The sequence below is a fragment of the Chitinophaga sp. CF118 genome (assembly GCF_900112615.1).
GTDB lineage: Bacteria > Bacteroidota > Bacteroidia > Chitinophagales > Chitinophagaceae > Chitinophaga.
This window is the reverse complement of record NZ_FOMK01000002.1, coordinates 918,402-943,951: the sequence shown is the minus strand read 5'-3', so window position 1 is coordinate 943,951 and position 25,550 is coordinate 918,402. Positions and strand designations below refer to the sequence as shown.

The window sequence follows — 25,550 nt, the reverse complement described above, 5'->3', positions numbered from 1 at the left end:
CTTTATCTTAAACAGCATTATACTATGGAATTAGGCGATAAGGGTACAAAGCTTATCAAACACTTTGAGAAGTGCAAATTAGCTGCATACCAGGATAGTAAAGGCATATGGACAATTGGCTGGGGAAATACAATCTATGAAAATGACCTGCCGGTGAAAAAAGGAGATACGATTACACAGGTGAATGCTGATAAGCTGTTTGCCAGTATCACCAAGGGATTTGTGGCGGATGTAAATAAGCTGACGAAAGGAGTGGTATTAAAACAGCAGCAGTTTGACAGTCTTGTTTCATTCGCATATAATGTAGGGAGTGATCTGAATAATAATGGTATTGCGGAAGGATTGGGAGATAGCACCCTGCTTAAGCTGGTTAAACTGAATCCGAAAGATCCGACTATTGTGAGTGAATTCCTGAAATGGAATGTAGCCGGGGGGAAAGTGCTGGATGGATTGACCAGAAGGAGAAAAGCAGAGGCTTATTTATACCTGGCGGGAGAACTGGAGTTTTTTGAATAATATAAAAAAAGAGTCTGGATCGTATTTTTGATCCAGACTCTTTCCATCATTATTTATTGAATAATGCCAAGAGAGATTGTTTCATCGATCTTAGCCCTTTCCGGATTGTAGAATGCTTCCCCACCTACTTCCTCAGGTATTTTATATACCAGATTGGTTGTTTTAACAATAAGTGGGTTCAGTTGATCTGTGAATAAATCATAACCTTCCATTAGCACGATTTCTGCATTATCGAAATTATAAGATTTGCCCTGATAGGTTATATGCACATTGCCATCTGTCACCATATGGCTTTCACTACCTGTATTTTTGAAAGTAGTATTTAATACCAGGAACTTTGAACCTGAGTCTGCTAAATGGTGCATACCAAGTCCGCTTGGATCATTGATTCTTTTTACAATGGATACCTTGTTTACGGTAACATCAAAATACTGGGTTTTGAGTGTTTGCCTGATAGTTATAGCTGTACTGGCAGGAGCATCCGTGGAGGTTACATCCTTTCCTTTTTGATTATCATCAACCAGTTTTCTGATGAGGCCAATAACAAAAAGAACAGCAATAATAAGTAAGACGATTTTTAAAATACCGGGTTTCTGCTTTTTTGCAGGGAGTGGGGTTACAGTGCTCATAACGTGGGTAATTTTAAGTGTGGAATTATTTAGGACAACAATACGTTATAAGTCTGTAAAATCTGTTAATGAAAAGTTAACGGTGGCGAATTAGATATGAAACAAAAAACCACTGAAGGGCCTTTTACCGGACCCTTCAGTGGAATATACTAAACGAGGGAGAGCTTCTTTGCAAGCCAGCTGTTTTTAAGTGCTATCAGCCAGTTTTGTTCAAGTTCCTTTTTTGTTAATACGGTATTGTTCAGGTAGATAGTGTTTTCGTCTATAAAGCCTTTTTCCAGGGCATAGGCCAATTGAGCCATTGGTAGTAATTGCAGTTTGTCCTTTACCAGGAAGGCCAGCAACAGGCGATCGAAGAAGTTCACCTTATACTGGTTCTCCATGCTCTTAATGATCCTGACTGAACTATCTGTACTACAGCCGCTTACCATTGTAGCGGATTCATCGGCTATTAATACCACCACCTGGTTGAACAGGAGTTGTCCCCATCCTTTAACAGGGGCTCCGTGCGCCTGCCATTGGGTAGTGAACTGATGTAGTTGTTCATTAATTTCCAGTACTTCCTGTTCGTTGAAAGGACGGTTACTCTGATATATCCACACCCTGGAGGCAGGGTGAAAGTCTGCTGGCAGTAATTGATGTAAATCCTGTGTCATGATGCAAAATTACCAAATTTCGCGTTTCGGACCTCAGATATTACTCATTCTCCTTATTACCATCCCATTGATATAGGAGAGGGTGCCCGCGCAATGGATATCAATAGTAATGTCCCCGGCAGAAGTAGGTACAATACCCTGCAATGTGCGGATACCAAACTGATTGGGTGTATCCGGGGCGATAGCACAAGCCATTGAATCCCGTTTATCTACTGCAGTTCCATCATTCACGGTAAGGCACATAATTCTGTCAATCGTAGTTGTATCCCGGCTGCTTAGAAATTCAATGTTATATAAATTCGCCGGTAATAATCCGCTGAGTTGAAGTTGTGCTCTTAATACCTGTGTGCTGGACATATACCAGTTATCCTGCATTACATATTTAGGATAGGCCCCGCTATTTGCACCACCAGCCCCGGCAGCTGTGAATGTTTTGGTAACCGTTGCTGTAATGCCACTGGATGCTCCCAGATTATCGGTCAGGGTTAACGTTTGGTTCAATGTTGGACCTGAAGAGGAAGTCGCAAAATTATTCCAGTCAGCAGGAGGGGTGGTCGTTGTGGTCAGCCCAAAATCGATCTGCACTGTTTGTTCAACAGCAGAGGAGAGAATAGGCTGATAGATCCAGATAGGATCACTTGGAGTGGTAGTGCTGTTGTCCGGCTTGGTGGCAGTGATGCGGTAAGCGTGCCAGTCGCCATCTATACGACTGTAGTTCTTATTTACGGTGGAACCGGAAGTGATGGTATCAAAAGAGTTCCAGGTATAAGGGATTACACCGTTGCCGCTAACAGTAGCCGATTCGATAGTATATGCAGTATAAACGGGGTTCGTAAAATAGTTGACGATAAGATTCCAGAGAATATTATAAATCACGGTATGCCCGGCATCGTTTGGATGAATATTATCTGCATTATACAGCGGGTTTAAATCGGCAAGTTTCGTGGTGCTTGTTGTATCTCTGAGCGGCTCCATTACATCTGCATAGAATTCTACCGGAATGATATCTTTAATCAATGCCGCCGCAGTAAGCAGATCATTCTGCTGAGATACGTTATAGCCGGTACGTGGCTGCGGAGAAATTACAAATGTGGGAATGCCCCGTTGACGGGCAAGGGAATACATGGTTTGTATATTATCCCGGAACTGAGCAGGTGTTAATCCATTACCAATATCGTTTGTAGGGAATGCAATAATAATGGCAGTCGGGTTGGCTGCCATGGCCATAGAGATGTTCCTGTTTTCTTTGGTGAGTGGATCTGCACCATTTGGCAAAGCATAACGGGTATCCTGTAAAGATGCTGCGTTATTACAAAGTACGGCAGTACCCGGAGAAATAGTATTGAGTTGTGCAGCGAGTTTGCCTGCAACTGAATTAGCATATACAGATGCACCGCTGCCTGCGAAGGTGGAGGATCCTATTGCTACGAACTTAGGTGCAGTGGTTAGCTCTGCTGGTAATACTGTCCATTTCAGGTTAAAGCCATTGCCGGATGTTTTTGCACCAAGGGCAAGTTGTTCTGCAACGGGCAGTATTCTTTGGACTGCAACTCTTTTTGCGGTCTTTACTACCGGGGTAATATTTACCTGTACATCAAAGTGCCGGAACAGATGTGTACCGGTTGTTAGTATACTATCCAGTGGAGTTGATAGTGTGATTACTCCTTCCGTAATGCTCTCTATTTTGGCCGGAAATATATCTGTAACAGATAAGGCACTTACAGCATCCAGCAGATTAGTCAGATCGTCTGAAGATGTAAGTGTAAGCCTGTCATCAGATACATTAAAATTGAATGGGATGAACTCTCCGTAATACAGGTGTACGATGTTGACACCCTCCGGGACCGGGACATTTAATACTACTATATCAGACAGGCTGCCGGTTGCGGCTGTGCTTTGTACTGATATTCCTCCGGCGGGTTGAACTTCTCCCCATACAGCAGTAATCGCAGTAGCATCTGCAGGTGCATTGGGTGCTCCCCAGCCAATGGGAGAATCCGGATAAGGAGGGGTAATGTCTTTGAATGAAAATACATTGCCTGCGGTATGTACAGGTTGTACTAAGGGATAGAAACTCATGGTTTGAGGGTTTTGTGGGTTTAACAATTTAAATGTAGGAATTTTTTTCTGAGCCCACCAAAAGGTTCTGCTTGTTTGAGTATTATTACTTGTTTAGGGTTAATGCCTTTGCTACCTCATAACTATCTTCCAATAAACGGTAGCGGACAATCAAATTATCTTCAATGATAAAATGGATAAAAAAGAGAGAATAGGAGGATGAAACCCATGCGTTACTGGATGCTTCAAAGCAGCCCAGGTCGGGTGCTGAGCCATTGAATGGGTAACCGATGTTTATTCCTTTATTCAGCAGATCACTGCCTGATACCAGATGCATAAAATCATTCGCCGGTAAACTACCGTCCGCCTGTCTTGCTGCAGTTAACAAACTTTGATCAACACTTAAAAAGTCAGCATTACTAACAGTGACTGGCAAATTGAAATAATTGGTATCAGCATTGCAGGTAGTAAAGTCTATATTGCTATACTCTGCGCTTCGGCCACCATAGCCCAGATTATTTTTCAGATTATGACCATACCCGGGAACGTCTGCGGTAAAATCTGAACTTCTGTTAAGCATATTATAATTCACTGAGTTATTATAAGCAGAGTTGTTGAACCAGTTACTTCCGCCCAAATGATGGTTGGAATAAAAGCCATTGGATTTGTTCCGTACACTTAAACAAAATCTGATATTGTTGCGTGGAATAACTGTGGGCACATCAGGTGAAGCAGAGACTCCATATCCCCCTGCTTTAAAACCGTTACCATCACCCAGGCTGGCAAAAGAGGTGGAATAACCATTGTAAAAAGCCCAGCAGTTCTCAAACGTGACTGCTTCAAAAGCATTGATACAATCATATCCGTCATCGCTGTTAAACCATGCCCTGCATCCTCTGAAAACATTGTTTACATAACCTGCTCCATATTTGTTTGGGTGACAACCAAAGCCATCGGTATTACCTCCTTTTTGATTTTCAGAAACGTTATCCCAGTTATTATAAGCATCACAATTCAATATCAGGTTATTACCACCCTTATTTAAATAGAAACCAATAGCTTTCCCATCATGCATACTTAGCATTTCATAGATATTGTTGTTACCCTGGTTTTCAAAACATTCACTTTGGGTATGAGTAGTAATTGTGACCTGGACACCGGTTACTTCAAGTCCTTTGATATGTATCCAGGAGCCTGTAACCTGGAAAGCATTTATTCTGTATCCGGCGGGTTTAATAGCTGAATAGTCAAACACCGGTTTCTCTCCGGGGTAAGCCCAATAATTGATACGTTTGCCGGAGCTACCACTTTTATTAAGCAAGGTAACATATGCCCAAATGCTTGAGAACTGGGCTATCTGGGCCTCTGTCATGGAATATAAACCACCACGAATGTAAACAGTATCACCAGCTATCACCGAAGTCTGAGCTCTTTGTATGGTAAGAAAAGGCTGACTTAAAGTACCTGTGTTGCTGTCACTGCCATTATTTGCTACATAATAAACGGTAGCAGATGCAGGATATATAAAGCAAATAAGACAAAGCAGAACGATAAGAATAAAAGTATTATTTTTCATATTCGATGGTCATTATATACTGAGTTATTTTTCAGAATGGGTCAGGGGATTTATTTCCATTCTTTTCTGCTACCAGCGTTGGTGGCTGTATGATAGCTCTACAATAATACAATATCCTTGTCAATTTATATAAGTTATTTCTGAAATTTTAATTCAGATTAGTATCTTTCGTACGTTGTTTAACAAAAAAATATAACCATGGAGAACAAGGTAAAAAAAGTATGGTTTATCACCGGAGCATCCTCAGGCTTTGGAAAGTCATTTGCAGAATATGCTATTCAGCAAGGTTACCATGTAGTAATTACAGCAAGGCGTTTGGATAAACTGGAAACAATAAAAGCTATTGCACCGGATCAGGTAGAAGCATTAAAAATGGATGTAAATGATCGTGCTGAAGTTTCCAATGCAGTTCAAAAAGCTGTCAGCCGCTTTGGCCGGATTGATGTTCTGATTAATAATGCCGGATATGGCATAGTGGGTGCCGTGGAAGAAACGCCTGAAAATGAGCTACGCGCCCAAATGGAAACAAACTTTTTCGGTGCAGTAAGTGTAACCCAGACTTTAATTCCGATATTCAGACAACAGAAATCGGGAGCAATTGTTAATATAAGTAGTTTAGGCGGACAGCTATCATTTGCAGGATTTGGAGCCTACTCTGCTTCAAAATTTGCACTTGAGGGCCTTTCAGAGGCATTAGCTGCTGAAGTAGCGCCCTTCGGAGTTAAAGTACTTATTGTAGAACCAGGTAATTTCAGAACTGAATTAACAGGTTCGGCCATGAAGTATATGCCGGAGATAACAGCTTATCAGGATACCGTTGGAAACACAAGGAATTTTGCCAGAGGATTGCATGACGCACAAGTAGGCGATCCTTTTAAGGCCGCTGTTGTCATTGATAAGGCACTGGCCGCAGAAAGTACCCCATTAAGATTACAACTGGGCGAGGATGCGGTAAATACAATCAGGGACCATAGCAAAAATCTTTTAAAAGATCTTACTGAATGGGAATCGGATGCTATTAATACTAAATTGGACGATTTAAATAAATAAAATAATATGAAACCGGTATTTCTGTTCGTAATGCTTTCCGTAGTCACTTTTAAGCTTGCAGCTCAGCAAAAAATATATAACATAGTAGCTTATGGCGCCAAAGCTGATGGTAAAACCAATAACACCTCTGCTATCCAAAATGCTATAGATAAAGCGGCTTCAAGTGGTGGCGGACAAGTATTAGTTCCTGCCGGGAAATTTGTTACCGGGGTGATTAAGGTAAAATCAGGTGTTGATCTGCATCTTGCTGCAAACGCCATATTAATGGCAACTACAAAACGAATCGATTATGGTCCTGAAAAAGCATCGGCCTTAATTATTGCTGAAGAGCAGCAAAATATAGCTATTACTGGTCCAGGTACTATCGACGGGCAGGCAGCACTGCTATTAAAGGATATTTATGTGATGCTTAAGAATGGCACTCTTAAAGACAGCGAATGGCAAAAATATAATGAGTGGGGACAAATGAGACCCGAAGAAGACAACAGGCCTAAACTGATCGAATTTAAGAACTGCCGGAATATCATCATCAAAAATATATCCATAAAAAATGGCTTATGCTGGATACAGGATTACCGGAGCTGTACAGATATGGTTATTGATAGCATCAAGGTAGAAAGCAATACATTTTTAAATAATGATGGTATTGACCTGGTTGATTGCAAAAATGTGAAGCTGACCAATAGCTTTTTCAATGTGGCTGATGATGGTATATGTTTAAAATCGTACGATCCTAAGGGGCTTTGTGAAAATATTTACATTGCCAATTGCAGGATACGCTCCAGTGCGAGTGCGTTTAAAATGGGAACCGCTTCGTTCGGAGGTTTTAAAAAGATAACCGTCAAAAACATTTATGTGTATAATACCTTCAGGTCTGCCGTTGCGATTGAAACAGTAGACGGCGGAATAATAGAAGATATAGACATTAGAGGTGTAACTGCAAAAAATACCGGCAATGCCATCTTTATAAGATTAGGTAAGCGCCAGGCAAAAGTAGCTCCCGGGCAGCTTAGCAAAATTTATATTGGTAACGTTAAGGTACAGGTACCTGCCGGTAAACCAGATGCCGGTTACCAAATGGAGGGGCCGCGCGAATTATTTGCTCATAATATTTTCCCATCATCAATCAGTGGTATCCCAGGTTATCATGCGAATGATATTACACTAGAGAATATTGAGATAATTTATGGTGGTGGTGCTAAAAAACAAGTAGCTTATTTCAGTCCTGATTCACTGGAAAACATCCCGGAGAAAATAGCTGACTACCCGGAATTTTCCATGTTTGGCGAATTGCCTGCATGGGGATTTTATGTAAGGCATGCTGATGGCATAAAAATGAAAAATGTAAAGCTGAGTTATACAGGTACTGAGTTTCGTACTGCCTGCATATTTGACGATGTTGATGGATTGAAACTTGACAATGTTCAGGTTGCAAAGGCTGCTTCTCAGCCTGTCATTATTTTAAATAAGGTGAAGAATCAATCATTGGAACGAATGCAGTTACCATATAAAAAGGGAGCAGTATTGATAAAGTAACCCAATGTAAAAAAAGGCACTTAGAACCAAATTGACCATCAATTTGGTTCTAAGTTATATGATCAGGAAATTTACAATTTGAGCAAGTGCTTCATCAGGGTTTAATTTACCTGTATCTATTGTAAGGTCTGCATTTACAGGTTCTTCAAAGGTATCATTCAGCCCGGTCAGATTACGAATCTTGTCCGGGTGTGTATCAGGGAGCAGGGCTTTCCTGTAAAGCCCTTTAGGATCTCTTCCTATCAATGCTTCCAGGTCACATTTCAGCCAGATTAATGAGGCTCCGTATTGCAGTTTAAGGTTGTTTCTGGCTTCTTCATAAGGGTTGATTGCTGCTATGCATATAAAATCATAGGCTTCTGCGATTGACCAGGCATAAGCCCCCAAGCGGGCAATGTTTTCCAGACGGTCTGTTTTACTAAACCCAAGATCTTTACAAAGGGTTTGACGGTAAACATCTCCGTCTATTAATTTGATTTTTAGATTGAGATGATTTCCCCATTCAAGCAAAGCATTGGACAGCGTGGTTTTGCCCGTTCCGGATAAACCAGTAAACTGAATTATTTGACCCATTGTAATTTTAAGAAACGATAATAAATGTTTTGTCCCTGTTAACAAAATGATGGATGAAGCCTGATCTCTTCAGGAAGTTAGAGATCTTAATTCTTCGTAAGCCTTATGACAATCTTCAAAGAAGAATTTTTCATTGTTCAAAAGAGCATCTGGTTTGAAAACCTCCTGTGATGACTTACTGTGGTATTTTAAACGGAGATTCATCTGATCTGAATCTTTTATTGAAATGCCTGTAAATTGACTAAAAGCCTCCATCATTTTATTCGACCCATCAGCATAATCAAAGAAGAAATTGTTAGGATGATTTAACCGGCAGATATCCTGCATTTTTGAATAATACTGTTCCAAAACCTGTGCTGTATATCGGTTGAAATCGGCTCCAAAATGGGCGGGTTCATTTGTTTTGAGTAGAGCAGGAGGGATCATGCCGGGTACAGCATGAATACCTCTTCGTTTATCGTGCGAAGCAATTACTTCATCTGGTCTGCGGTATAAAAAGAAAAAAGGTGTTTGCGGATACCATTCACGTAAAAGGTCATAGAAATGTATATGCCAGCTGTCTAATTTTATAAGGTAGTCGGTTTCCCTGAAATTGCGCTTTTGTCCCATAGCCTTTACTGCCGCTTTGAACCAGGTTTCCCGGCTGGCGCCGATTTCCGGTTGCTTTTCAGCGGCTCTTAAAATTTCATCCAGCAATGGAGCTTCTGCAATAACTATATTCTCTTCAGGGGAAGAGAAGGCCTGTGATATAAGGGTGGAGCCGCAGCGGGATACATGAAAGATAAATGATGCAGGTTCCAGCGAGATTAAATCTTTGCAGGCATCAAGCATGAAATCTATGTTGCACAAACTTTCTAATGAAGATCTTTCTCTTTGTTTGATTCTGCAGATTTGTATAGTTTCATCAAAAAAAGGTTTGATCATCCGGTTACTACCCAAATCCAGCCATTTCACTATCCATTCATCCTGGCCAGCATAGGTAAGCCGGTAGGGGATCCAGTTTGCTATTAAAGCTCGTTGCATTATTTCTCTCCTTTTAGACCGGCAATTAAATTTCTTGCGGCCTCTGTGTTCATTTTCTCCAATTCTTCTATCATTCTGGCTTTTGTAGCGGCATCATAACTTTCTGTAGTGCTTTTCTCAGAAAGGTTGTAACCATGTGCTGCAAATAAGCGATCAGTCCAGCTGTTCCGTATACCATCCATAATCAGATGTACTCTTGAAGTATTCCCGAGATTAACGATGCTGTGCATTGCACTAAAATCCATATACCAGCATTCACCGGCCAGCAATTGCAGCTTTTCATCTGCAATTGTAAAATAGACACCGGGATTGGTTATAATAGGAATATGGATTCTGAATGTTCCATCACGATAGGCGCATCCCGGGTCCTTATGGGGTTTAATGACGCTTCCCGGAGCTAATGACAACAGGCGTATGGCTTCCTTTTCACAATTCCATGCATCCAGGATTTCTTTTACATAGGGCATTCTGGCAAGAACGGGCGTGTTTTTATAAGCCCCGTTTGCATGGGCATAAATGTCATTACTTTCCCCGCTGGCAGAGCGTAAAGAAATGCTTCGCCAGTCGCCATTAAAATCCCGTGTATTAAAGTGTAAAGGCCATTTTTCCTTTAAAACCCCCTCCAGTTCTGTACAAAGTCTGTTTTCGTTGTAGGACACCGAAAATTTGATATAATTCATTTGATCTTTTAAAGACAGCACTAATATAAACTATTAATAAATATGTTTATTAATATGATTTATAAAGAATTAAAAGGGGGAATCTACTGAAATGCATCATTTAATCATTAGTGCCCTGGAGTAAGAATATTTTCAAATCAGTGTCGGACCATGAAGTTGACCAGTACGGTTTGTATGGAGCGTATTCCTTGTGCCCTTTATAAGGTTTGTATTGTTTAGAGCTTTTGTATGGTTCGTACTCGGTATACATGTTTGTTGCCTTTTTTGTTACACCCACCTGGTCTCCTTTATGATCTCTTACGATGCCCTTTGCATACCAGCCCAGGTGTTTTCCATTAAAACCGTAAACATCTTCTCCGGAAATAAAAGCAACAGGCTTGCCACTCCAAAGATAAATTGTGAGATCCTTATCGACTGTGTCGATATAGGCAACAGCTTTCCCATTCGTATTGAATAATGATATTTCCTGAGCTTCTGTTATGCTAAAGGCAAACATCATCATTAAGGTAAGACATAATTTCATGTGTGGGGTATTGATGAAATAGTTCAGGAAAGGTACGTATTTGCACTGTGAAATCTGATAGTAGGATAGGCATAATATGGTTCGAAAGAAGGGATCTCTTTTCGAAGATGGATTGGAGAAGACGGCTTGTTATATTTAATTTGTATATGCAGATAGTTCTTCCAGCTCTTCCCCAATTTTATGTTCCCATTGCTTCTGTGCCTGCAGGTCCAGCCCATGATTAGTTTCTATATCATATAAGTCCTGTCTCTCTCTATATAATTTATACATCTTTAAAAAAGCATCTTTTGAAACTGTATCTACATTGAGTGGAGTAAGATGAGCATCGGTCAGTTCTTTCCGCAACTTCCTTGCATACACTTCGCATAAATCAAAATGCAGTTGTTCATGTTCTAACAGTGATGGTTTTTTCTGTTCCGGTCTTACACTGCTCTGATGACAAATAAATTCGTTTGTTACAAACACTTTGGCCCTGCCTGATGTAAATAAAGGATTTGCCCGGATACCAAACCGGCAATTAGTTGTAGCGGCTACGTTTGATTCATGAATTGCCGCAGGGTTTCCCTTATAATCTTCCCATGCAAGTTTACGGTCACTGCTCCACCCAAATTTTTTTTCGTATAGTTTTACATTATCAACCTTATATATCTTCGCAGTAATCCTGTCACAGGTACTTTTGTAATCCGCTTCTTTATACATTGTAATTTTAATCAGATTGGCTCCATGTGACCTTGCCATCCACTTGAGTTTGGCAATCACTTCATCGTAGGTGCAATGTGTGGAAAGAACGTTGTCAAATGAATTGATAGTACCTATTTCATCGTTACGATAAAAACGATCTCTCTCATCGAGCACTACAACCAAAGCACTGTCCGGCAGGGGAGGTCTATCACCCATGATTTCGGTATGAATTCTGGGAGAACAGGAGAAAAGACATATGGTTGAGAACGTATAAAGAAATAGTTTCATGACAGATGATTGTAACATGAAGGTATAGATAAGGGGTTACATTCAAATAGGAAGGAGCATTCTTTAGCAGTTTTCTAACTTTTTACTGAATGCAAATTGCGGAAACAATGTAATTCATGAAGATAAAATCAGGTTATATCAAATAGGTAAATGAAGGGGTGGCAATCGTTTAAATGACCTGGGCCCAATGGCATTGATTATCAGGAGGCACCGGTGATTAATCGGTGCCTCCTGAAAGTATTAATTGAATACCAGATTTGCAGTTCTTGTTAGTGTAGAACCATCCGGTTGTGTAATAGTCAGTGTTACTTCATCTTGTATACCCGTCTCAGCACCTGGTACATTTAAGGTGAAAATTCCATCCTTTTGAGCGTCTGTTATGGTAGTAGTTTCACTATCAGTATATTCATCCGTACCAATAATACTTAAAGTTACGGTGGCTCCTGTTTTTAAGCAGTAAATATCTGCCTTGGCAACGTATGCTTCTCCTGTTGCTGGAGAAGCTGGAGACAGTGTCAGGCTTCTGATGGTGGTAGTACTACTAAGGCCAAGGCTCAGGATCGGAAATGGTCCTTCTCCGGCAACCAGCTGCCAAGGGCTATAAACATCTGAAGGTAATGCCGTAACCCCTGCATAGAGATAAATCTCTTCCTTAAACTCTCTGTTGAGAAAAGATGACTCACAAAGTACAGTAGCTATTGAAGGCGCGCCGGGTGCAGGCCCTGCACCCAGAGTACTGCAATAAAGCGCAAGTGCTGTTGTAGCACTGGCGCAAGCTTCAAACACTGCTGGTGCAAAGGGGGCACCGACTTCTGTTAGCGCTACAGCTATTGTTAAATATGCGCATAATTGTAATGGCAACCCTGGAACTTTGGTTACATAACAAGCTTTTCCCATTACGCCAGCGATCTTTTCACATGCTTCAGCAGGATTGAACGAAGGGGCTTTATTAGTGGGCACCTGTGCTATATACTTGCCTTTCTCGGTAGAATAAGCTGGAAAATAACCCAGGTTATTGCCTGATTTACTTTTCAGGTAAACTGTAACGTTACCATCAGTGGGTAATCCACAGGCCGACAGATTAACCTGTACATCACTGGCATCTTTAGCTCCTGCAGTACTATTACCTAATCTGTTATTATGTGGGATGAATTGAATAGAAGATCGCTTACCTGCTCTTCTGTTTTTGGTGTTAACGGGAAGTCTTCCAGACGGGGCCTTACTAAAATCAGCTACAGTATTAATCTGCTGCTGACCGTCTTTGGAAATAACTGTAACAGCAGCTATTTGTTCTTCCAACCAGTTAAACTGAAACTGAATCCCATTAGATGCAAAGATATTTGTGGGTCTTCCAAGATCATCTATCAGGACCTTTGTAGTATCATTATTAGTCCGGACTACAATCGTATTAATAATTAGCGGTACGCCGTTTGCATCCCTGTTACCAAAAAAATCTATGGAGTCTGCTCCTTTAGAATAGGCTACTATCAGCGGATCTCTACCATTAGACATAACGGTATATCCTGTTTCAGATTTAGGATCATCATTTGACTTTTTACTGCAGGAGAGTGCAACTGAAATTATAATCAGAGCGAGAAATAAATAATTCTTTTTCATGATTGAGGTTAATTGTACAATTATATAATGGTTATTTACTACAGAGTTTGCTAACGTGAATTATGGGGTTGAGAATGTTATGAATGTACAGTTTACGCTGAGTTATTAGGGTTAATAAGAAGTTAATAAATGAAATATCTCCTTCTGAAGGCTGGGTTTCCTTTTTACAGTCCCTGGCTAATCAATTAGCCAGGTTTAATAGTTATTTTACTCAACTACTTCAGCAGTTTCTGTTTTGGGGTTACTCTTTTTTCCTTTCCCTATGGCATATCCACCACCCCCACTTCCAACAATTATTACAATAGTTTCAATTATTCGCATAGCAACTTCTTTATTACCACTATAAATGCAATAAATGAATACAGAAGCAATTATCATAAGCACTATAAGAATGAATGTCAGAAACAAACATTTGTGCTTAAAGGAGTGTTCAGGAGCTTTCAATAAGAGTTCCTTTTGCACATCCATCGTGCGCAATGAAATTTCATGTGCCCTATCTAATTCTTTGTCTCTTGAAACAGATTCTTGTTTTTTAAGCTCGAATTCCTGGCTTTGATAAGTAAAAAAATCTCTAACTATTTCTCCACTCAATTGAGGAAGATTGGTAGCTGATGGATGGGATGGCCTATTATTAGTTGTTGGTCCGATTTTATCATTTTGTGGCATATCTATGACCGGGTTTCAGTTTCACCCGTACATGACCAGATATGTCATTACTACCCAACTTGGGAGGAATAAATTTAGCTGATTCAATTGAGGATCTGTTTTTCTCAACTAACCGCACAAATTCCTTTGGAGATAATAGTCTCTCCGCTGATAATTTCAATGGTGGGTTTATTAAACTGTACATATACCTCTTTTTTACAGGTGTAAATTAAACAAAAATTGTGCAAACGTTATCACATATTTAATTCATTTCCAATGGAGTATGGCATTATTAATATTTTATCATGGCATTTTATTGGGTTTTAACAACTTTATTAAAAATAATTTTCCCTTATTCAGGTAAATAGAGATAATGTCCTGTTTTTTAGAGTATGCGTATTTTTTACCCTCAATAGTTACTACATATTTGCAGTAACCTGGTTTAGGTAACATCTTCAACTTATATATCCCTTTTTACATGCTTTTTTCACTTTCAGGCAAGCGAAATAACCAGAATCAACTTAAAATTTTCCATAACTCAAATCGAATACTTCAATTATAAGGATACTGGTTGTAACTAGCAGTTAAAGCATTTTTGTTCCGGGTTTTGTTCCGGCTTGAGAAAAAATGCTATAATCAATTAGGAGTGATTTTGCTAAAAAGCTTACTGGTGAAGGTTTTTAATTTGAGCGGGAAACGGGACTCGGACCCGCGACCTTTAGTTTGGGAAACTAATGCTCTACCAACTGAGCTATTCCCGCTTGTTATGTGCGCAAATGTAAAGATTTATTCGATTTGTTGCGCGATAAGTTCCGCAATATCCAGCACTTTTACACTATCTTCTTTCCCTTGTTCTTTCACACCATCAGTGAGCATCGTCATGCAGAACGGACAGTTGGAAGCTATTACGGAAGCTCCTGTTTCCACTGCTTCACGGCCACGTTCAAAGTTGATCCGCGTAGTTCCTTTTTCTTCTTCCTTGAACATCTGTGCACCACCTGCACCACAACAAAGACCATTGCTTTTGCAGCGTTTCATCTCTACCAGTTCCGCATCCAGAGCTTCCAGTACTTTGCGTGGAGCTTCATAGATATTATTGGCTCTTCCGAGATAACAGGAATCGTGATAAGTGATTTTGCGTCCTTTAAAGGAGCCTTCTTCCTTCATCTTGATTTTACCTGCGTCTATCAGTTGCTGAAGGTAAGTAGCATGATGGATCACTTCGTAGTTACCACCCAACTGGGGATACTCATTACGTAGTGTATTGAAGCAATGCGGACAGGCAGTTACAATTTTCTGTACATTATAATTGTTCAGTACCATGATATTGTTCTGCGCCATCATCTGGAAAATGAATTCATTACCTGCTCTGCGGGCAGGATCGCCGGTGCAGCTTTCTTCTTTGCCTAATATTGCAAAGCGGACGCCCACTTTATCCAGTATCGTAACAAATGCTTTTGTGATCTTTTGTGCACGTTGATCAAAGCTACCAGCACATCCCACCCAAAAAAGAATTTCAGGAGATTCGCCACTGGCGGCATATTCGGCCATCGTTTTTATTTGCATGTTCATATCAGTTTAGGAATTCATTTCAGTAGCCCATTTGTCCCTGTCGTCCGGACTGAATTTCCAGGGGGCCATATTATTTTCTATGTTGCTGAACATCATATTCCATTCCTGCGGGGCACTGGATTCTTCCATCACAAGATGACGACGCAGTTGCAGAATGATATGCAGCGGGTTAATACTCACAGGGCATTCCTGTACGCAGGCATTGCAGGAAGTACATGCCCGTAGTTCTTCTTCACTTATATAATCGCGGAGTAATGATTTTCCATCTTCTTTAAAGGCACCATCTTTATTTATCTGCAATCCTATCTCCTCTGCACGGTCCCGGGTATCCATCATAATCTTACGGGGAGAGAGCTTTTTACCGGTTATATTAGCCGGACAAGCAGCAGTACAACGTCCGCATTCCGTACAACTGTAGGCATCCAACAGGTTCTTCCAGGTAAGGTCTGCTACATCTTTAGCCCCGAATTTAGGCATCACATCTGATGCCGGTTCACTGGCTGCCAGTTCCGGCTGGAGCATAAGTTGTACTTCTTTCTGTACAGCAGGCATGTTCTCCATTTTTCCTTTGGGCCTGAGATCGGCATAGTAAGCATTCGGAAAAGCCAATATGATATGCAGATGCTTGGAGTAGGGGAGATAGTTCAGGAATGCCAGGATCCCAAGGATATGTAACCACCAGCAACTGCGTTCAATAGTTGCCAGGGAAGTTTCCGGAAGACCACTGAATAGTGGTGCAATCTGTCCTGAGATCCAGAAAGGACCCGCTTCGTGCATTGCCTGATCTGCAGTATTCATAGTAAGGAATAACAGCATCAGGACAATTTCCGTGATAAGGATGTAATTCGCATCGGAGCGTGGCCATCCGTCCAGTTCATGCTGGGCCAGGCGTTCCACCTTAATGATATTTCTACGGATCAGGAAAACCGCACAGCCGATGATTACCAGGACTGCCAGTACTTCAAAACATCCTATCAGAATAGGGTATAATAAACCCAATACAGGTGCAAACAGCCGGTGTGTGCCCAGGATTCCGTCGAGGATAATTTCAAGGATTTCCAGGTTAATAATGACAAAACCCGCATATACGAAGAAATGCAATACGGCTACCAGCGGCTTGCGGAACATCTTTTTCTGTCCGAATGCCAGCAATAAGAGGTTGCGCCAGCGCAGGGCCGGTTGATCGTTCAGATCTACATCCCTTCCCAGCAGTATGTTGCGCCTTATTTGCGCCGCTTTGCGGGAAAAGAGGTATACTGCCAGTCCGAAGGCTATTACAAACAAAAGCTCCTGAATTATATGCATACACCAGATTTGACTTTGTAATTTACAGCAATCTAAGTAAAAAACAGGAGAGGTGATGACTATCATCTATCAACTCTTTTTTCATACTTTTACCTTTTCAAATAACCAATATGGAAACAAAGAATGTGATCCTTACTCAGGATGTGATAGAGAAGAAGATAGAGCGTATTGCTTACGAAATATATGAACATAACAGTGATGAACAGGAAATCATCCTGGCAGGTATATGGGACAGAGGATCTATCCTGGCCCAGAAGATAGCCCGGATCCTGACCCAGATCTCTCCTTTAAAGATCAAGCTGATAGAATTAAAACTGGATAAACAGCATCCTGATAAGGTAAAAGTGTCTGAAGAACTGGATTTCAATGGCAAAGTGATTGTGTTGATAGATGATGTGGCACATTCCGGCCGTACTATGTTATATGCATTGAAGCCTTTGCTGGAATTCCTTCCCAAAAAGATTCAGAGTGCGGTATTGGTAGATCGTAAACACAAGTCTTTCCCGTTATCTGTTGATTTTGTGGGTTATTCACTGGCCACTATGCAGCAGGATATGGTAATGGTAGATGTAGAAGGAGAGGAGATCAAGTCTGCTTATCTGATTTAAAAATAAATAAGGTGCCCTTTCAGCTTGCCCTGGGATGTAACTTCAAGGGTGGGAGCAGGAAATTTAAGCATATTCAGCACTACGAAAAGTGCTTTTAATCCTTTTCTTCGTGTAGGGATCTTTGTGAAATCGATATCCGGTGCCAGATAGAACTGACGTATCCTGGGAATATCGTTATAATTATGTTTAACGCCATTATCATCTACCCATATATTATTATCTCCCTTAAACATCCCATCTGCCCCATATCCGACGGCTATATTGAGCCAGGCGGGTAAATGGCTGTCAGGTGCAAAAGAATGCAGGTTTATGGAGAGCCAGTAAGTTTGTGCATTATAGTCTTTCAGGGTTCTTTCCGGCAAACTTTTCCCAAACAGCTCATTCGAACGTGCTTTAATAACAGGATCCCTGTAATGTTGCGGGAATGAGGAAAATTTAAGCTGGATCCGCTGCTCGTCCCATGCCAGCTCCTGACTGATCATCAGGGCCGCACCGGCAGCATTGGCTGTCATATCCCCCCAGGAAAATCCCCATTCGGAGGAATAGGCATCCAGCACTTCTATAACAGACTGGTAGGTAAATCCGCTGAGTCCACCGATCCAGATCTGCTGTTTCCTGGGAAGTCCGGTATACCGCCATAACTCCCGGCTCATTTTACCTTCCATATAGGCACTGTAAATGTGTCCCATTTTATCCATCTGCGCCCATTCTCCATCATCGTTGAAAAAGTGAAAACCCGTACGGGGATACTGTCTGTACCAGGCATCATTCAATGCCAGTAATGCACCGCCATATAAACTTGCGGTAACACCGCCCATAAGCCAGATCCTGGAAGGGACGGTTGTATCCGGAATATTGAACACAGGCTGCCTTTGTGCCTGGATGGGTAACAGGTACAATTGTGCTGCCAGCAGAAAGAAATATATTTTGGTCAGATAGGGTATCATGTAAATGAATATCCCGGTATACTGTTATGTACACCGGGACAAAGTTAAGTGGATATTAGTCAGTATTATAATATCATTATTTTAATTTCATATCCTGTATGATCTGTTGGATCCGCTGATCCAGGGCCTTGCTGGCTGCATCAAAACCTGCTGCATTTTCCAGTGGCTGATTCACACTGAAATAGAACTTGATTTTAGGTTCGGTACCGGAAGGACGGGCAGAGATCTTGGTGCCATCTTCCAGTACAAACTGCAATACATTGGACTTAGGCAGATCTATAGGTTGCTGGTCACCCGTTTTCAGTGATTTAACCAGTTGAAGCTGGTAATCATATATGGTTACTACAGGAGAGCCATTGATGGTAGTAGGTGGATTTTCGCGGTAGCCACGCATCATATCTGCAATCTCGTCTGCACCTTTCATTCCTTTCTTAGTGATTGAAATCAGGCTTTCTTTATAGTATCCGTATTTTACGTAGATATCAATCAACTGTTCATACAAAGATCTTCCCTGGCTGCGGGCAAAAGCTGCCATCTCACAAATCAGGGCTACGGAAGCAATAGCATCTTTATCACGTACGCTATCCCCAATCATATAACCATAAGATTCTTCCCCGCCACAGATGAACTTTTCTTTTCCTTCTTTGCGATGGATAAGATCAGCGATCCATTTAAAGCCGGTAAGCACGTTGTAACATTTAACATTGTTACGTTCTGCAAATACATCTATCAGATCTGAGGTCACTACTGTTTTACATACATAGTCTGTATCTCCCGCCAGGCCTTTATTCCTGCGACCTTCAATGATATAGTTGAATAGCAGTACAGCTGTCTGATTACCATTCAGCAGTGTCCATTCACCTTTGATATCTTTCACAGCGATGCCTACACGGTCGGAATCAGGATCTGTACCCAGGAGGATAGCAGCATCCAGTTCTTTTGCCTTTTTTAGGCCTATGCTCATCGCCTCAGACTCTTCCGGGTTAGGATATACGACGGTAGGGAAATTGCCATCAGGCGTAGCCTGTTCTTCCACCACATGTACATTGGTGAAGCCGTAGCGTTTTAATATCTCGGGCACCAGGGTTATACCTGTACCGTGGATAGGTGTGTATACGATCTTCAGGTCATGCTGTGCGGCAATTACTTCCGGCTGGATGCTCAGGCCTTTCAGTACCTGGAGGTATGCTTCATCGATATCTTTGCCGATAGGGATGATGTTAGCTTCTCCACCGCTCCATTTCACTTCATCTACCCCGGAAATCTTTTCCACTTCGCGGATTACATTTTTATCGTGGGGAGGAATCAGCTGAGCTCCATCATTCCAGTAGGCCTTATAACCGTTATATTCTTTAGGATTATGGGAGGCTGTTAATACAATACCACCCTGGCACTGCAGGTGACGGATGGTGTAAGACAGCTCCGGAGTAGGACGCAGGCTTTCGAAAAGGTATACTTTAATACCATTGGCAGCCAGCACATTAGCAGCTACCTCTGCAAAGTAGCGGCTGTTATTACGGCTATCGTGTGCAATAGCCAGCTTTACCTCACCGGTAAATGCCTGTTTCAGGTAATTGGCAAATCCCTGGGTAGCCATACCCACCGTATATTTATTCATACGGTTAGTGCCTACACCCATTACACCTCTTAACCCACCGGTACCAAATTCGAGGCTACGGTAAAAGGCATCTGCCAGTTCATCGGGGTTTTCCTGCTGTAACTTCTTTACGGTAGCTACGGTATCTGCATCAAACTGGCCGTCTAGCCACTGTGATACCTTGTTTTCTATATTCTTATCCATAGAACGATTGTGTTTGTCTTCCAATTGATTCAGAAACAAGTGTGTAAAATATGATAAAATATGGATTTAATGAAAAGCCTGGTGCAGAACCATACAATTATCAAACCAGGATGTTGATAAATAGAAGTATTCCACACATTATTGAATGTTGCAGGTATTGGTTAATTTTGTACCATGAGGCGGTATGAAGATTCTTATAAACAAAGAGGATTACGCAGGCAATTAGTAGATGGTATCCGGCAGAAAGGCATTACAGATGAAAATGTATTAACGGCTATCAACAACATTCCCCGGCATTATTTTCTGGATACGGCATTTGAAGGTATTGCCTACGAAGACAGGGCTTTCCCTATAGGTGAAGGTCAAACTATTTCTCAACCCTATACTGTTGCTTATCAGTCACAACTGCTGGAACTGAAGCCTTATGAGAAGGTGCTCGAAATAGGTACCGGTAGCGCTTACCAGGCATGTGTACTGGCTGAAATGAAAGTAAATGTATTTACGATTGAAAGACAGAAAAAGCTGTTTGAACAGGTAAAACAGTTTCCGTTCAAGGCTAAATACCCTACCATCAAGTTTTTTTATGGAGATGGTTATGAAGGGCTTCCTACCTATGCCCCCTTTGATAAAGTGCTGGTTACAGCTGCAGCGCCACAGATACCTGAAAAGCTGCTCCAACAGTTAAAAATAGGTGGTAAGATGGTGATTCCAGTTGGCGGACAGGATGTGCAACGTATGTTGCGAATTACTAAAATGAGTGATACAGAGTTTGATCAGGAGTTATTTGATAACTTTTCCTTTGTTCCCATGCTGGCGGGCAAAAGCTCATAAGGCATTATCTTTATCCTTGTCCTTATCCTTTTCTTCGGGTTCTTCTACATCTTCTTGTTTCTTCTTCTTTTTGAACATGTTAGGATCCATTTTCCCAAAGCGATAGCGGATATTAAGCCTGATAAAGCGGGTAGTCCTTTTACGGGAGTAGTCTTGAATAAAAGACTCTGTTTCGTAATGGGTGCTGAAGTTTTGTGTATTTAAGACGTCGGAAATGTTCAGAGAGATAGCCAGTTTATTGTCTTTGAGCAGTTCCTTGCGTATGCCTAAGTCTACGCCGTTCATTGCTTTGAAAGTACCCTGGGGCTGTACCCGGGGGGAACGGTAATGTCCGTTCATCTGGATACTTAATTTCTTAGGCAGGCGTACCGTGCTGTTGACTGTGATCCCGTAATTGAAGTTTTCATTGGTAATGGCAGGACTTGTAAGTCTGCTATATTCCAGGTTGAGGTTGGTGGAAATATTCCATCGCGCCACAATATGGAGATTGTATGTGAAATTAGCGCCCCAGTCCTGATCCGTTGCCAGGTTCATAGGCTTGGTGGTAGTAACCCCGGTAATAGTATCCAGTATGCTGATACGGGCTATATCATCGTTTGCCTGGGAGTAGTATACACCGGTGTTCAGATAATCTTTAGTATGCGGGAAATACCGGGAGTAATTCACTTCAAACTTATGCGTCAGTGAAGGCTTCAGGTCCGGGTTGCCGGTACGGATATTCTGCGGATCAGAATTATTGATATATGGTAGTAGTTGGTCGAAGCCTGGCCTGTCTACCCGGGTAGAGTAATTGAAAATCAGACTTTGATTTTCATTATGCGGAAGATTATACTTTAAAAACAGACTTGGGAACACGTTAAAAAAGTTGTTCTTCACGGGTGTATCTTTTGTGTAGGAGAAGCCATTCAGCATAGCTTGTTCTGCCCTTACACCCACCTGGTAACCCAGGTTACCTATTGCGTTGGAAAAGTTCAGATATCCCCCATAAATATTTTCTTTATAGGAGTAGGTATTGGAGAGGGTATTACTCTTTTCAAACAGTTGTGTATCCCAGTTATATACCTGTGCGTTATAGTCGTTGTTATTATTCCTTAACGTCGCTTTTGCACCTGCTTCAAACTTTCCTTTTTTCCCCACGGGAGTAGTGTAATCCGTTTGGATATTCCAGAAGCGGTTCTGAGAAATGCTTTTATTTTGTTGTTGTGCAGGGTTTGTATCTGTGTTGTATTTCGTATTGTAATGACTGTTACTGTTGCCTTTGTTATTACTATAGCTTACATAGGCTGTCCATTCTTCATTAGGCCGGTCTGTTGTATGCCGGAAGTTGAAGCTGGTGTTATTATTAGGATTATTATAATTGCTTCCATTGTTACGCAGTCCTGATTTCAGGGACAGCTTGTTCTGATCAAGGTAATCAAGAATGATCTGATCTGCACTATTGCCAGTGTTGCTGGCAAGTCCTTCGGATAAGGTGAATGTATTATAATCATCCAAATAATAATCGAGGCCCAATCGTCCGCCATTCGAGTGACTGCTGTTTTTGTTATGACTATCCTGGCTGAAGAAATATGTATCTGAAGTATCTGCTATCAGATTTTGACGGTAACTGTATCCGCTGCCGGTCTGACTTTCATACCTGCCATTATAGTTCCCGAAGAAGTTGAATTTGCGGATTCTTAAGCTTGCATTAGCAGAGCCGTTTAGTTGACCCCTGGTAGCAACGCCCGCATTGAACATTACATTATAACCAATTGCTTTATCTCTCTTTAAAACGATGTTGATAATACCACCGCCACCATTGGCATCGAATTTAGCAGAGGGGTTGTTGATCACTTCCACACGGTCGATCGTTTCTGCGGGGATCATTTGCAGGGCTGTTTTAGCATCTCCGAAAGGGGAGGGCTTACCATCTACGTAGATCGTCACACTTTTACCCCTTAAAGTGATATTATCATCGATATCTACATCCACACTGGGAATATTCTTTAGTACATCGGTACCGGTACCACCATCTGCAGTAAGGATGGCTCCTGCATCAAATACCTGCCTGTCGATCTGCATGGAAAAGGCTGGTTTTTCAGCTTTAATTTCTACAGTCGACAGCACTTTACCTGCGGGCTGTAGCTTTAATGTATATTGTTTATCGGCAGTAATATTTACGTGTTTTATTAAATTGTTGTATCCCAGAAAGGTAATGCGCAGGAGATAGTTGCCGGGATTAATGCCATTGAAAGAAAAACCGCCATCTGGTTGGGTGTACATCCCGGTAATAACAGAAGAATCTTCAGGGTGGAGTAATACCACGGAAGCGTATTCTACCGGTTTGCCGGTATTAGCATCCGTTGTTTTTCCTGCCAGTTTAACTGATTGAGCCACAGATACATAGCATAGGCTAAGGAGCGCTGATACCAGTAACAGACGATTCCGCATAATGGGTTTTATTGTTGAGACCTGCTATAAAAGTATTACTCCATATCCTAATAAGTGGTTATTTCATGATGAATGGCCGGAAAGGAGTATAAGCAGCTCCAGGAAGCCCATAATCAGGCCAAATCCGGCGCCGGCCAGCTGTACCAGGCGGAGTTCCTTATTAAGCAGTTTTTCCAGCTTATGGGCGTCTAGTTTTTGAGTAATCATTCTCTCAAAGTCGAACGTACTGTTTTTCAGGTATTGGTCGATAATGACCGGCAGCATATTATCCAGTTCAGCCATCAACACTTTCTTCACCTGTTGAATAGTGCTGTCGCCAATGAACATTTTAAACACAGGCATGGCTTCAGGGAGCTTCTCCCGTAGGAAAGTATCCATATAAGTTTCTACTATCGGGATAATGTTCCTGAGGTTCTCAGGATCGCTCATATTGCTGAATTGTGCTTCTATCTGTTGTGCGAGCTGACTGGCCAGTTGTTGCTGTCGTTTAGGGAAAATACCTTGCAACTTAAAGAATCCCAGGTTTACAGGCTTCCGGGGATGGAATAGCAATTTGATAGTTAACCAGTTTGTAAACCACCCAATAAAAGCTGCGATAAGAGGTATAAAATAAAGGCCCATGATAGATCTGTTAAAAAAGTAAGCAAAGAAATGCGAAAAAATTTGGAAATTGAAAATGAATTTATTTATCTTTGCACTCCCAAACAAACGGTGGTCGTAGCTCAGTTGGTTAGAGCATCAGATTGTGGTTCTGAGGGTCGAGGGTTCGAAACCCTTCGATCACCCAAAAAAAAGACGGTTCAATTGAATCGTCTTTTTTATTTGTTAGTAATCAAAGCATTGATGAAGTTGGGTTTATTTACTTCGTTATATCTAATTTTTATTTTAATTTAGATAAGAGGATAAAATACTAAAATCCATGAGACAACTAACGGAAATAGAAAAAAAAGCGCAGGTGGCTGTAAGTAAACTTCGTAAAGAAACTTTACAGAAAGGTGAGCCTTTTATGATTTACAATAAAACACTTCCTAAAGGAAAGTATTATATGGAGTATCCTGATGGTGAGATGAAGGTTGTTACTGTTTCCCGTCAATTAAATGATTTTGTAGTTGAAGAGGATGTAAAACCTAGACAGGCTGATTTGATAAGAAATCGAATTAATTCTAAGTATAGGTAGTGTCTACATTGTATATTATTGCAGGATCCAATGGGGCGGGTAAATCTTCTACCGGTCCAGGTTTGTTACCAGATGCTGTTATTCAAAAGCATCCTCCTTTTGATGGCGATAAGCTAAAATCTTCCAAACAACTAGAATTTCGTAAGCAGGTAGGCTCCTATAAAGAAGCTGGTCGTATGGCCGATGAATATGTTGATCAGGCTTTTGAAGAGCAGTATAAATTTGCCTTGGATAATAATGAAGATTTCGTTTATGAAGGGCATTTTACGGAAGATTATAGTTGGAATCTTATCAGAATTTTCAAGGATAGGGGTTATAAAGTTAGTATGATTTTCATGGGGCTGGAATCTGTAGAGGTATCTCTAGATAGGGTTTTTAAGCGTGCTTTGAATGGTGGGCATAATGTTCCTCCTTATGAAGTAGACAAGAATTATTATGGCAATCTGTATAAACTGAATGAGTATTTTGAATTGTTAGATGAACTTATTATTCTTGATTCTTCTGAAGAGCTTGTTACCCAGATTGCTATTTGGAAGGAGGGGCAAATGAAGTTTAACCTATCATTCGAGGAAATACCGGAGTGGGTTATTAAATATTTGCCGGATTTGTGTAAAAGGAGTAAGTCTTTTGGTGGAACCTTAAATTAATAATTAGTTCTTAAATCTGCACAACGATTTAAAGAATATAGGTGCAAATGGATGAAAGAGATCCAGAGATACGTCTCTTGGCTTCACCTTTTAAATAAATTAAACTGTCAAACGAAACACTAACCAGCCAATTTTTCAGGCTAGTGTTTGGGCTCTTGTGTTGTCTCTGTCATTGCCCGTG

The 25,550-nt window shown here is 41.1% G+C and carries 24 protein-coding genes and 2 tRNA genes; 8 read left to right on the top strand and 18 right to left on the bottom strand.

The genetic code is table 11. The annotated features are described in order from the left end of the window. The first annotated feature begins 24 nt into the window (after window positions 1-24). Window positions 25-516, top strand: a complete 492-nt coding sequence (locus tag BM176_RS11990) for a lysozyme (RefSeq protein WP_090103161.1) — start codon at window positions 25-27, stop codon at window positions 514-516. 53 nt (window positions 517-569) lie between these two features. On the opposite strand, the gene BM176_RS11985 is transcribed toward BM176_RS11990, so the two are convergent. The 4 genes from BM176_RS11985 to BM176_RS11970 all read right to left on the bottom strand — a co-directional run bounded on the left by BM176_RS11985 (window position 570) and on the right by BM176_RS11970 (window position 5,435). Next, complete coding sequence (locus BM176_RS11985; protein WP_090103159.1) at window positions 570-1,145, bottom strand: DUF4352 domain-containing protein; 576 nt, start codon at window positions 1,143-1,145, stop codon at window positions 570-572. Between the two features lie 149 nt (window positions 1,146-1,294). Next, window positions 1,295-1,801, bottom strand: a complete 507-nt coding sequence (locus tag BM176_RS11980; protein ID WP_090103157.1) for a hypothetical protein — start codon at window positions 1,799-1,801, stop codon at window positions 1,295-1,297. 33 nt (window positions 1,802-1,834) lie between these two features. After that, window positions 1,835-3,880 carry an SGNH/GDSL hydrolase family protein gene (locus BM176_RS11975; protein ID WP_090103155.1) on the bottom strand — a complete coding sequence of 682 codons (2,046 nt, stop codon included), beginning with the start codon at window positions 3,878-3,880 and terminating at the stop codon, window positions 1,835-1,837. Window positions 3,881-3,965: 85 nt separating this feature from the next. Beyond that, on the bottom strand, window positions 3,966-5,435 hold the full coding sequence (locus tag BM176_RS11970) for a right-handed parallel beta-helix repeat-containing protein (RefSeq protein WP_090103154.1): 1,470 nt from the start codon (window positions 5,433-5,435) through the stop codon (window positions 3,966-3,968). 198 nt (window positions 5,436-5,633) lie between these two features. Between BM176_RS11970 and BM176_RS11965 the strand changes: the two genes are divergently transcribed. Continuing rightward, window positions 5,634-6,485 (top strand): oxidoreductase, encoded by an 852-nt coding sequence (locus BM176_RS11965; RefSeq protein WP_090103152.1) that lies wholly within the window; start codon window positions 5,634-5,636, stop codon window positions 6,483-6,485. Between the two features lie 6 nt (window positions 6,486-6,491). Beyond that, window positions 6,492-8,021 carry a glycoside hydrolase family 28 protein gene (locus tag BM176_RS11960; RefSeq protein WP_090103150.1) on the top strand — a complete coding sequence of 510 codons (1,530 nt, stop codon included), beginning with the start codon at window positions 6,492-6,494 and terminating at the stop codon, window positions 8,019-8,021. A gap of 54 nt (window positions 8,022-8,075) precedes the next feature. On the opposite strand, the gene BM176_RS11955 is transcribed toward BM176_RS11960, so the two are convergent. From BM176_RS11955 to BM176_RS11910, 10 genes are all read right to left on the bottom strand, one after another. Then, a complete protein-coding gene (locus BM176_RS11955) occupies window positions 8,076-8,594 on the bottom strand; it encodes an adenylyl-sulfate kinase (protein ID WP_090103148.1) in 519 nt (172 codons plus the stop codon). Window positions 8,595-8,663: 69 nt separating this feature from the next. After that, window positions 8,664-9,617: a hypothetical protein gene (locus BM176_RS11950; RefSeq protein WP_090103146.1), complete on the bottom strand. Its 954-nt coding sequence runs from the start codon at window positions 9,615-9,617 to the stop codon at window positions 8,664-8,666. Further along, window positions 9,617-10,297 (bottom strand): aspartyl/asparaginyl beta-hydroxylase domain-containing protein, encoded by a 681-nt coding sequence (locus BM176_RS11945; protein WP_090103144.1) that lies wholly within the window; start codon window positions 10,295-10,297, stop codon window positions 9,617-9,619. The genes BM176_RS11950 and BM176_RS11945 overlap by 1 nt, the downstream gene beginning before the upstream one ends. Before the next feature lie 100 nt (window positions 10,298-10,397). Next, window positions 10,398-10,820 (bottom strand): 4-fold beta flower protein, encoded by a 423-nt coding sequence (locus BM176_RS11940; protein ID WP_143097790.1) that lies wholly within the window; start codon window positions 10,818-10,820, stop codon window positions 10,398-10,400. Window positions 10,821-10,955: 135 nt separating this feature from the next. Continuing rightward, on the bottom strand, window positions 10,956-11,717 hold the full coding sequence (locus tag BM176_RS11935; RefSeq protein ID WP_090103140.1) for a DUF922 domain-containing protein: 762 nt from the start codon (window positions 11,715-11,717) through the stop codon (window positions 10,956-10,958). Window positions 11,718-12,029: 312 nt separating this feature from the next. After that, window positions 12,030-13,406 carry a hypothetical protein gene (locus BM176_RS11930; protein ID WP_090103138.1) on the bottom strand — a complete coding sequence of 459 codons (1,377 nt, stop codon included), beginning with the start codon at window positions 13,404-13,406 and terminating at the stop codon, window positions 12,030-12,032. 207 nt (window positions 13,407-13,613) lie between these two features. Then, complete coding sequence (locus tag BM176_RS11925) at window positions 13,614-14,072, bottom strand: hypothetical protein (protein WP_090103136.1); 459 nt, start codon at window positions 14,070-14,072, stop codon at window positions 13,614-13,616. Between the two features lie 667 nt (window positions 14,073-14,739). After that, window positions 14,740-14,812 (bottom strand) — tRNA-Gly (locus BM176_RS11920). 25 nt (window positions 14,813-14,837) lie between these two features. Further along, window positions 14,838-15,617, bottom strand: a complete 780-nt coding sequence (locus tag BM176_RS11915; RefSeq protein WP_090103133.1) for a (Fe-S)-binding protein — start codon at window positions 15,615-15,617, stop codon at window positions 14,838-14,840. 12 nt (window positions 15,618-15,629) lie between these two features. Beyond that, window positions 15,630-16,928: a 4Fe-4S dicluster domain-containing protein gene (locus tag BM176_RS11910; protein WP_090103131.1), complete on the bottom strand. Its 1,299-nt coding sequence runs from the start codon at window positions 16,926-16,928 to the stop codon at window positions 15,630-15,632. Window positions 16,929-17,038: 110 nt separating this feature from the next. On the opposite strand from BM176_RS11910, the gene BM176_RS11905 reads away from it, so the two are divergent. Further along, complete coding sequence (locus BM176_RS11905) at window positions 17,039-17,536, top strand: phosphoribosyltransferase family protein (protein ID WP_090103129.1); 498 nt, start codon at window positions 17,039-17,041, stop codon at window positions 17,534-17,536. Here BM176_RS11905 and BM176_RS11900 read toward each other — a convergent pair. Together BM176_RS11900 and BM176_RS11895 are read right to left on the bottom strand one after the other, a co-directional pair. Then, window positions 17,533-18,483, bottom strand: a complete 951-nt coding sequence (locus BM176_RS11900; protein WP_090103127.1) for a DUF2279 domain-containing protein — start codon at window positions 18,481-18,483, stop codon at window positions 17,533-17,535. The genes BM176_RS11905 and BM176_RS11900 overlap by 4 nt on opposite strands. Before the next feature lie 76 nt (window positions 18,484-18,559). Continuing rightward, a complete protein-coding gene (locus BM176_RS11895) occupies window positions 18,560-20,284 on the bottom strand; it encodes a phospho-sugar mutase (protein WP_090103125.1) in 1,725 nt (574 codons plus the stop codon). A 174-nt stretch (window positions 20,285-20,458) separates the two neighbouring features. Here BM176_RS11895 and BM176_RS11890 point away from each other — a divergent pair, with 174 nt between their 5' ends. Further along, window positions 20,459-21,115 (top strand): protein-L-isoaspartate(D-aspartate) O-methyltransferase, encoded by a 657-nt coding sequence (locus BM176_RS11890; protein ID WP_090103123.1) that lies wholly within the window; start codon window positions 20,459-20,461, stop codon window positions 21,113-21,115. Here BM176_RS11890 and BM176_RS11885 read toward each other — a convergent pair. Further along, window positions 21,110-23,545 carry a TonB-dependent receptor gene (locus BM176_RS11885; RefSeq protein ID WP_090103121.1) on the bottom strand — a complete coding sequence of 812 codons (2,436 nt, stop codon included), beginning with the start codon at window positions 23,543-23,545 and terminating at the stop codon, window positions 21,110-21,112. The two genes, BM176_RS11890 and BM176_RS11885, sit on opposite strands and share 6 nt — an antisense overlap. A gap of 63 nt (window positions 23,546-23,608) precedes the next feature. Beyond that, window positions 23,609-24,166 (bottom strand): DUF445 domain-containing protein, encoded by a 558-nt coding sequence (locus BM176_RS11880; protein WP_090103118.1) that lies wholly within the window; start codon window positions 24,164-24,166, stop codon window positions 23,609-23,611. A gap of 90 nt (window positions 24,167-24,256) precedes the next feature. On the opposite strand from BM176_RS11880, the gene BM176_RS11875 reads away from it, so the two are divergent. The 3 genes from BM176_RS11875 (at window position 24,257) to BM176_RS11865 (ending at window position 25,369) form a co-directional block, all read left to right on the top strand. Further along, window positions 24,257-24,330: transfer RNA gene (locus BM176_RS11875), tRNA-His, on the top strand. A 134-nt stretch (window positions 24,331-24,464) separates the two neighbouring features. Then, complete coding sequence (locus tag BM176_RS11870) at window positions 24,465-24,722, top strand: hypothetical protein (protein WP_090103117.1); 258 nt, start codon at window positions 24,465-24,467, stop codon at window positions 24,720-24,722. Continuing rightward, window positions 24,722-25,369 (top strand): zeta toxin family protein, encoded by a 648-nt coding sequence (locus BM176_RS11865; RefSeq protein WP_090103115.1) that lies wholly within the window; start codon window positions 24,722-24,724, stop codon window positions 25,367-25,369. Before BM176_RS11870 ends, BM176_RS11865 begins: the two co-directional genes overlap by 1 nt. Window positions 25,370-25,550 lie beyond the last annotated feature (181 nt).

Coding starts and splice junctions, on each gene's coding strand:
- BM176_RS11990 (WP_090103161.1), top strand. CDS start 25: ATGGAATTAGGCGATAAGGGTACAAAGCTTATCAAACACTTTGAGAAG.
- BM176_RS11985 (WP_090103159.1), bottom strand. CDS start 1,145: ATGAGCACTGTAACCCCACTCCCTGCAAAAAAGCAGAAACCCGGTATT.
- BM176_RS11980 (WP_090103157.1), bottom strand. CDS start 1,801: ATGACACAGGATTTACATCAATTACTGCCAGCAGACTTTCACCCTGCC.
- BM176_RS11975 (WP_090103155.1), bottom strand. CDS start 3,880: ATGAGTTTCTATCCCTTAGTACAACCTGTACATACCGCAGGCAATGTA.
- BM176_RS11970 (WP_090103154.1), bottom strand. CDS start 5,435: ATGAAAAATAATACTTTTATTCTTATCGTTCTGCTTTGTCTTATTTGC.
- BM176_RS11965 (WP_090103152.1), top strand. CDS start 5,634: ATGGAGAACAAGGTAAAAAAAGTATGGTTTATCACCGGAGCATCCTCA.
- BM176_RS11960 (WP_090103150.1), top strand. CDS start 6,492: ATGAAACCGGTATTTCTGTTCGTAATGCTTTCCGTAGTCACTTTTAAG.
- BM176_RS11955 (WP_090103148.1), bottom strand. CDS start 8,594: ATGGGTCAAATAATTCAGTTTACTGGTTTATCCGGAACGGGCAAAACC.
- BM176_RS11950 (WP_090103146.1), bottom strand. CDS start 9,617: ATGCAACGAGCTTTAATAGCAAACTGGATCCCCTACCGGCTTACCTAT.
- BM176_RS11945 (WP_090103144.1), bottom strand. CDS start 10,297: ATGAATTATATCAAATTTTCGGTGTCCTACAACGAAAACAGACTTTGT.
- BM176_RS11940 (WP_143097790.1), bottom strand. CDS start 10,820: ATGAAATTATGTCTTACCTTAATGATGATGTTTGCCTTTAGCATAACA.
- BM176_RS11935 (WP_090103140.1), bottom strand. CDS start 11,717: ATGGGTGATAGACCTCCCCTGCCGGACAGTGCTTTGGTTGTAGTGCTC.
- BM176_RS11930 (WP_090103138.1), bottom strand. CDS start 13,406: ATGAAAAAGAATTATTTATTTCTCGCTCTGATTATAATTTCAGTTGCA.
- BM176_RS11925 (WP_090103136.1), bottom strand. CDS start 14,072: ATGCCACAAAATGATAAAATCGGACCAACAACTAATAATAGGCCATCC.
- BM176_RS11915 (WP_090103133.1), bottom strand. CDS start 15,617: ATGCAAATAAAAACGATGGCCGAATATGCCGCCAGTGGCGAATCTCCT.
- BM176_RS11910 (WP_090103131.1), bottom strand. CDS start 16,928: ATGCATATAATTCAGGAGCTTTTGTTTGTAATAGCCTTCGGACTGGCA.
- BM176_RS11905 (WP_090103129.1), top strand. CDS start 17,039: ATGGAAACAAAGAATGTGATCCTTACTCAGGATGTGATAGAGAAGAAG.
- BM176_RS11900 (WP_090103127.1), bottom strand. CDS start 18,483: ATGATACCCTATCTGACCAAAATATATTTCTTTCTGCTGGCAGCACAA.
- BM176_RS11895 (WP_090103125.1), bottom strand. CDS start 20,284: ATGGATAAGAATATAGAAAACAAGGTATCACAGTGGCTAGACGGCCAG.
- BM176_RS11890 (WP_090103123.1), top strand. CDS start 20,459: ATGAGGCGGTATGAAGATTCTTATAAACAAAGAGGATTACGCAGGCAA.
- BM176_RS11885 (WP_090103121.1), bottom strand. CDS start 23,545: ATGCGGAATCGTCTGTTACTGGTATCAGCGCTCCTTAGCCTATGCTAT.
- BM176_RS11880 (WP_090103118.1), bottom strand. CDS start 24,166: ATGGGCCTTTATTTTATACCTCTTATCGCAGCTTTTATTGGGTGGTTT.
- BM176_RS11870 (WP_090103117.1), top strand. CDS start 24,465: ATGAGACAACTAACGGAAATAGAAAAAAAAGCGCAGGTGGCTGTAAGT.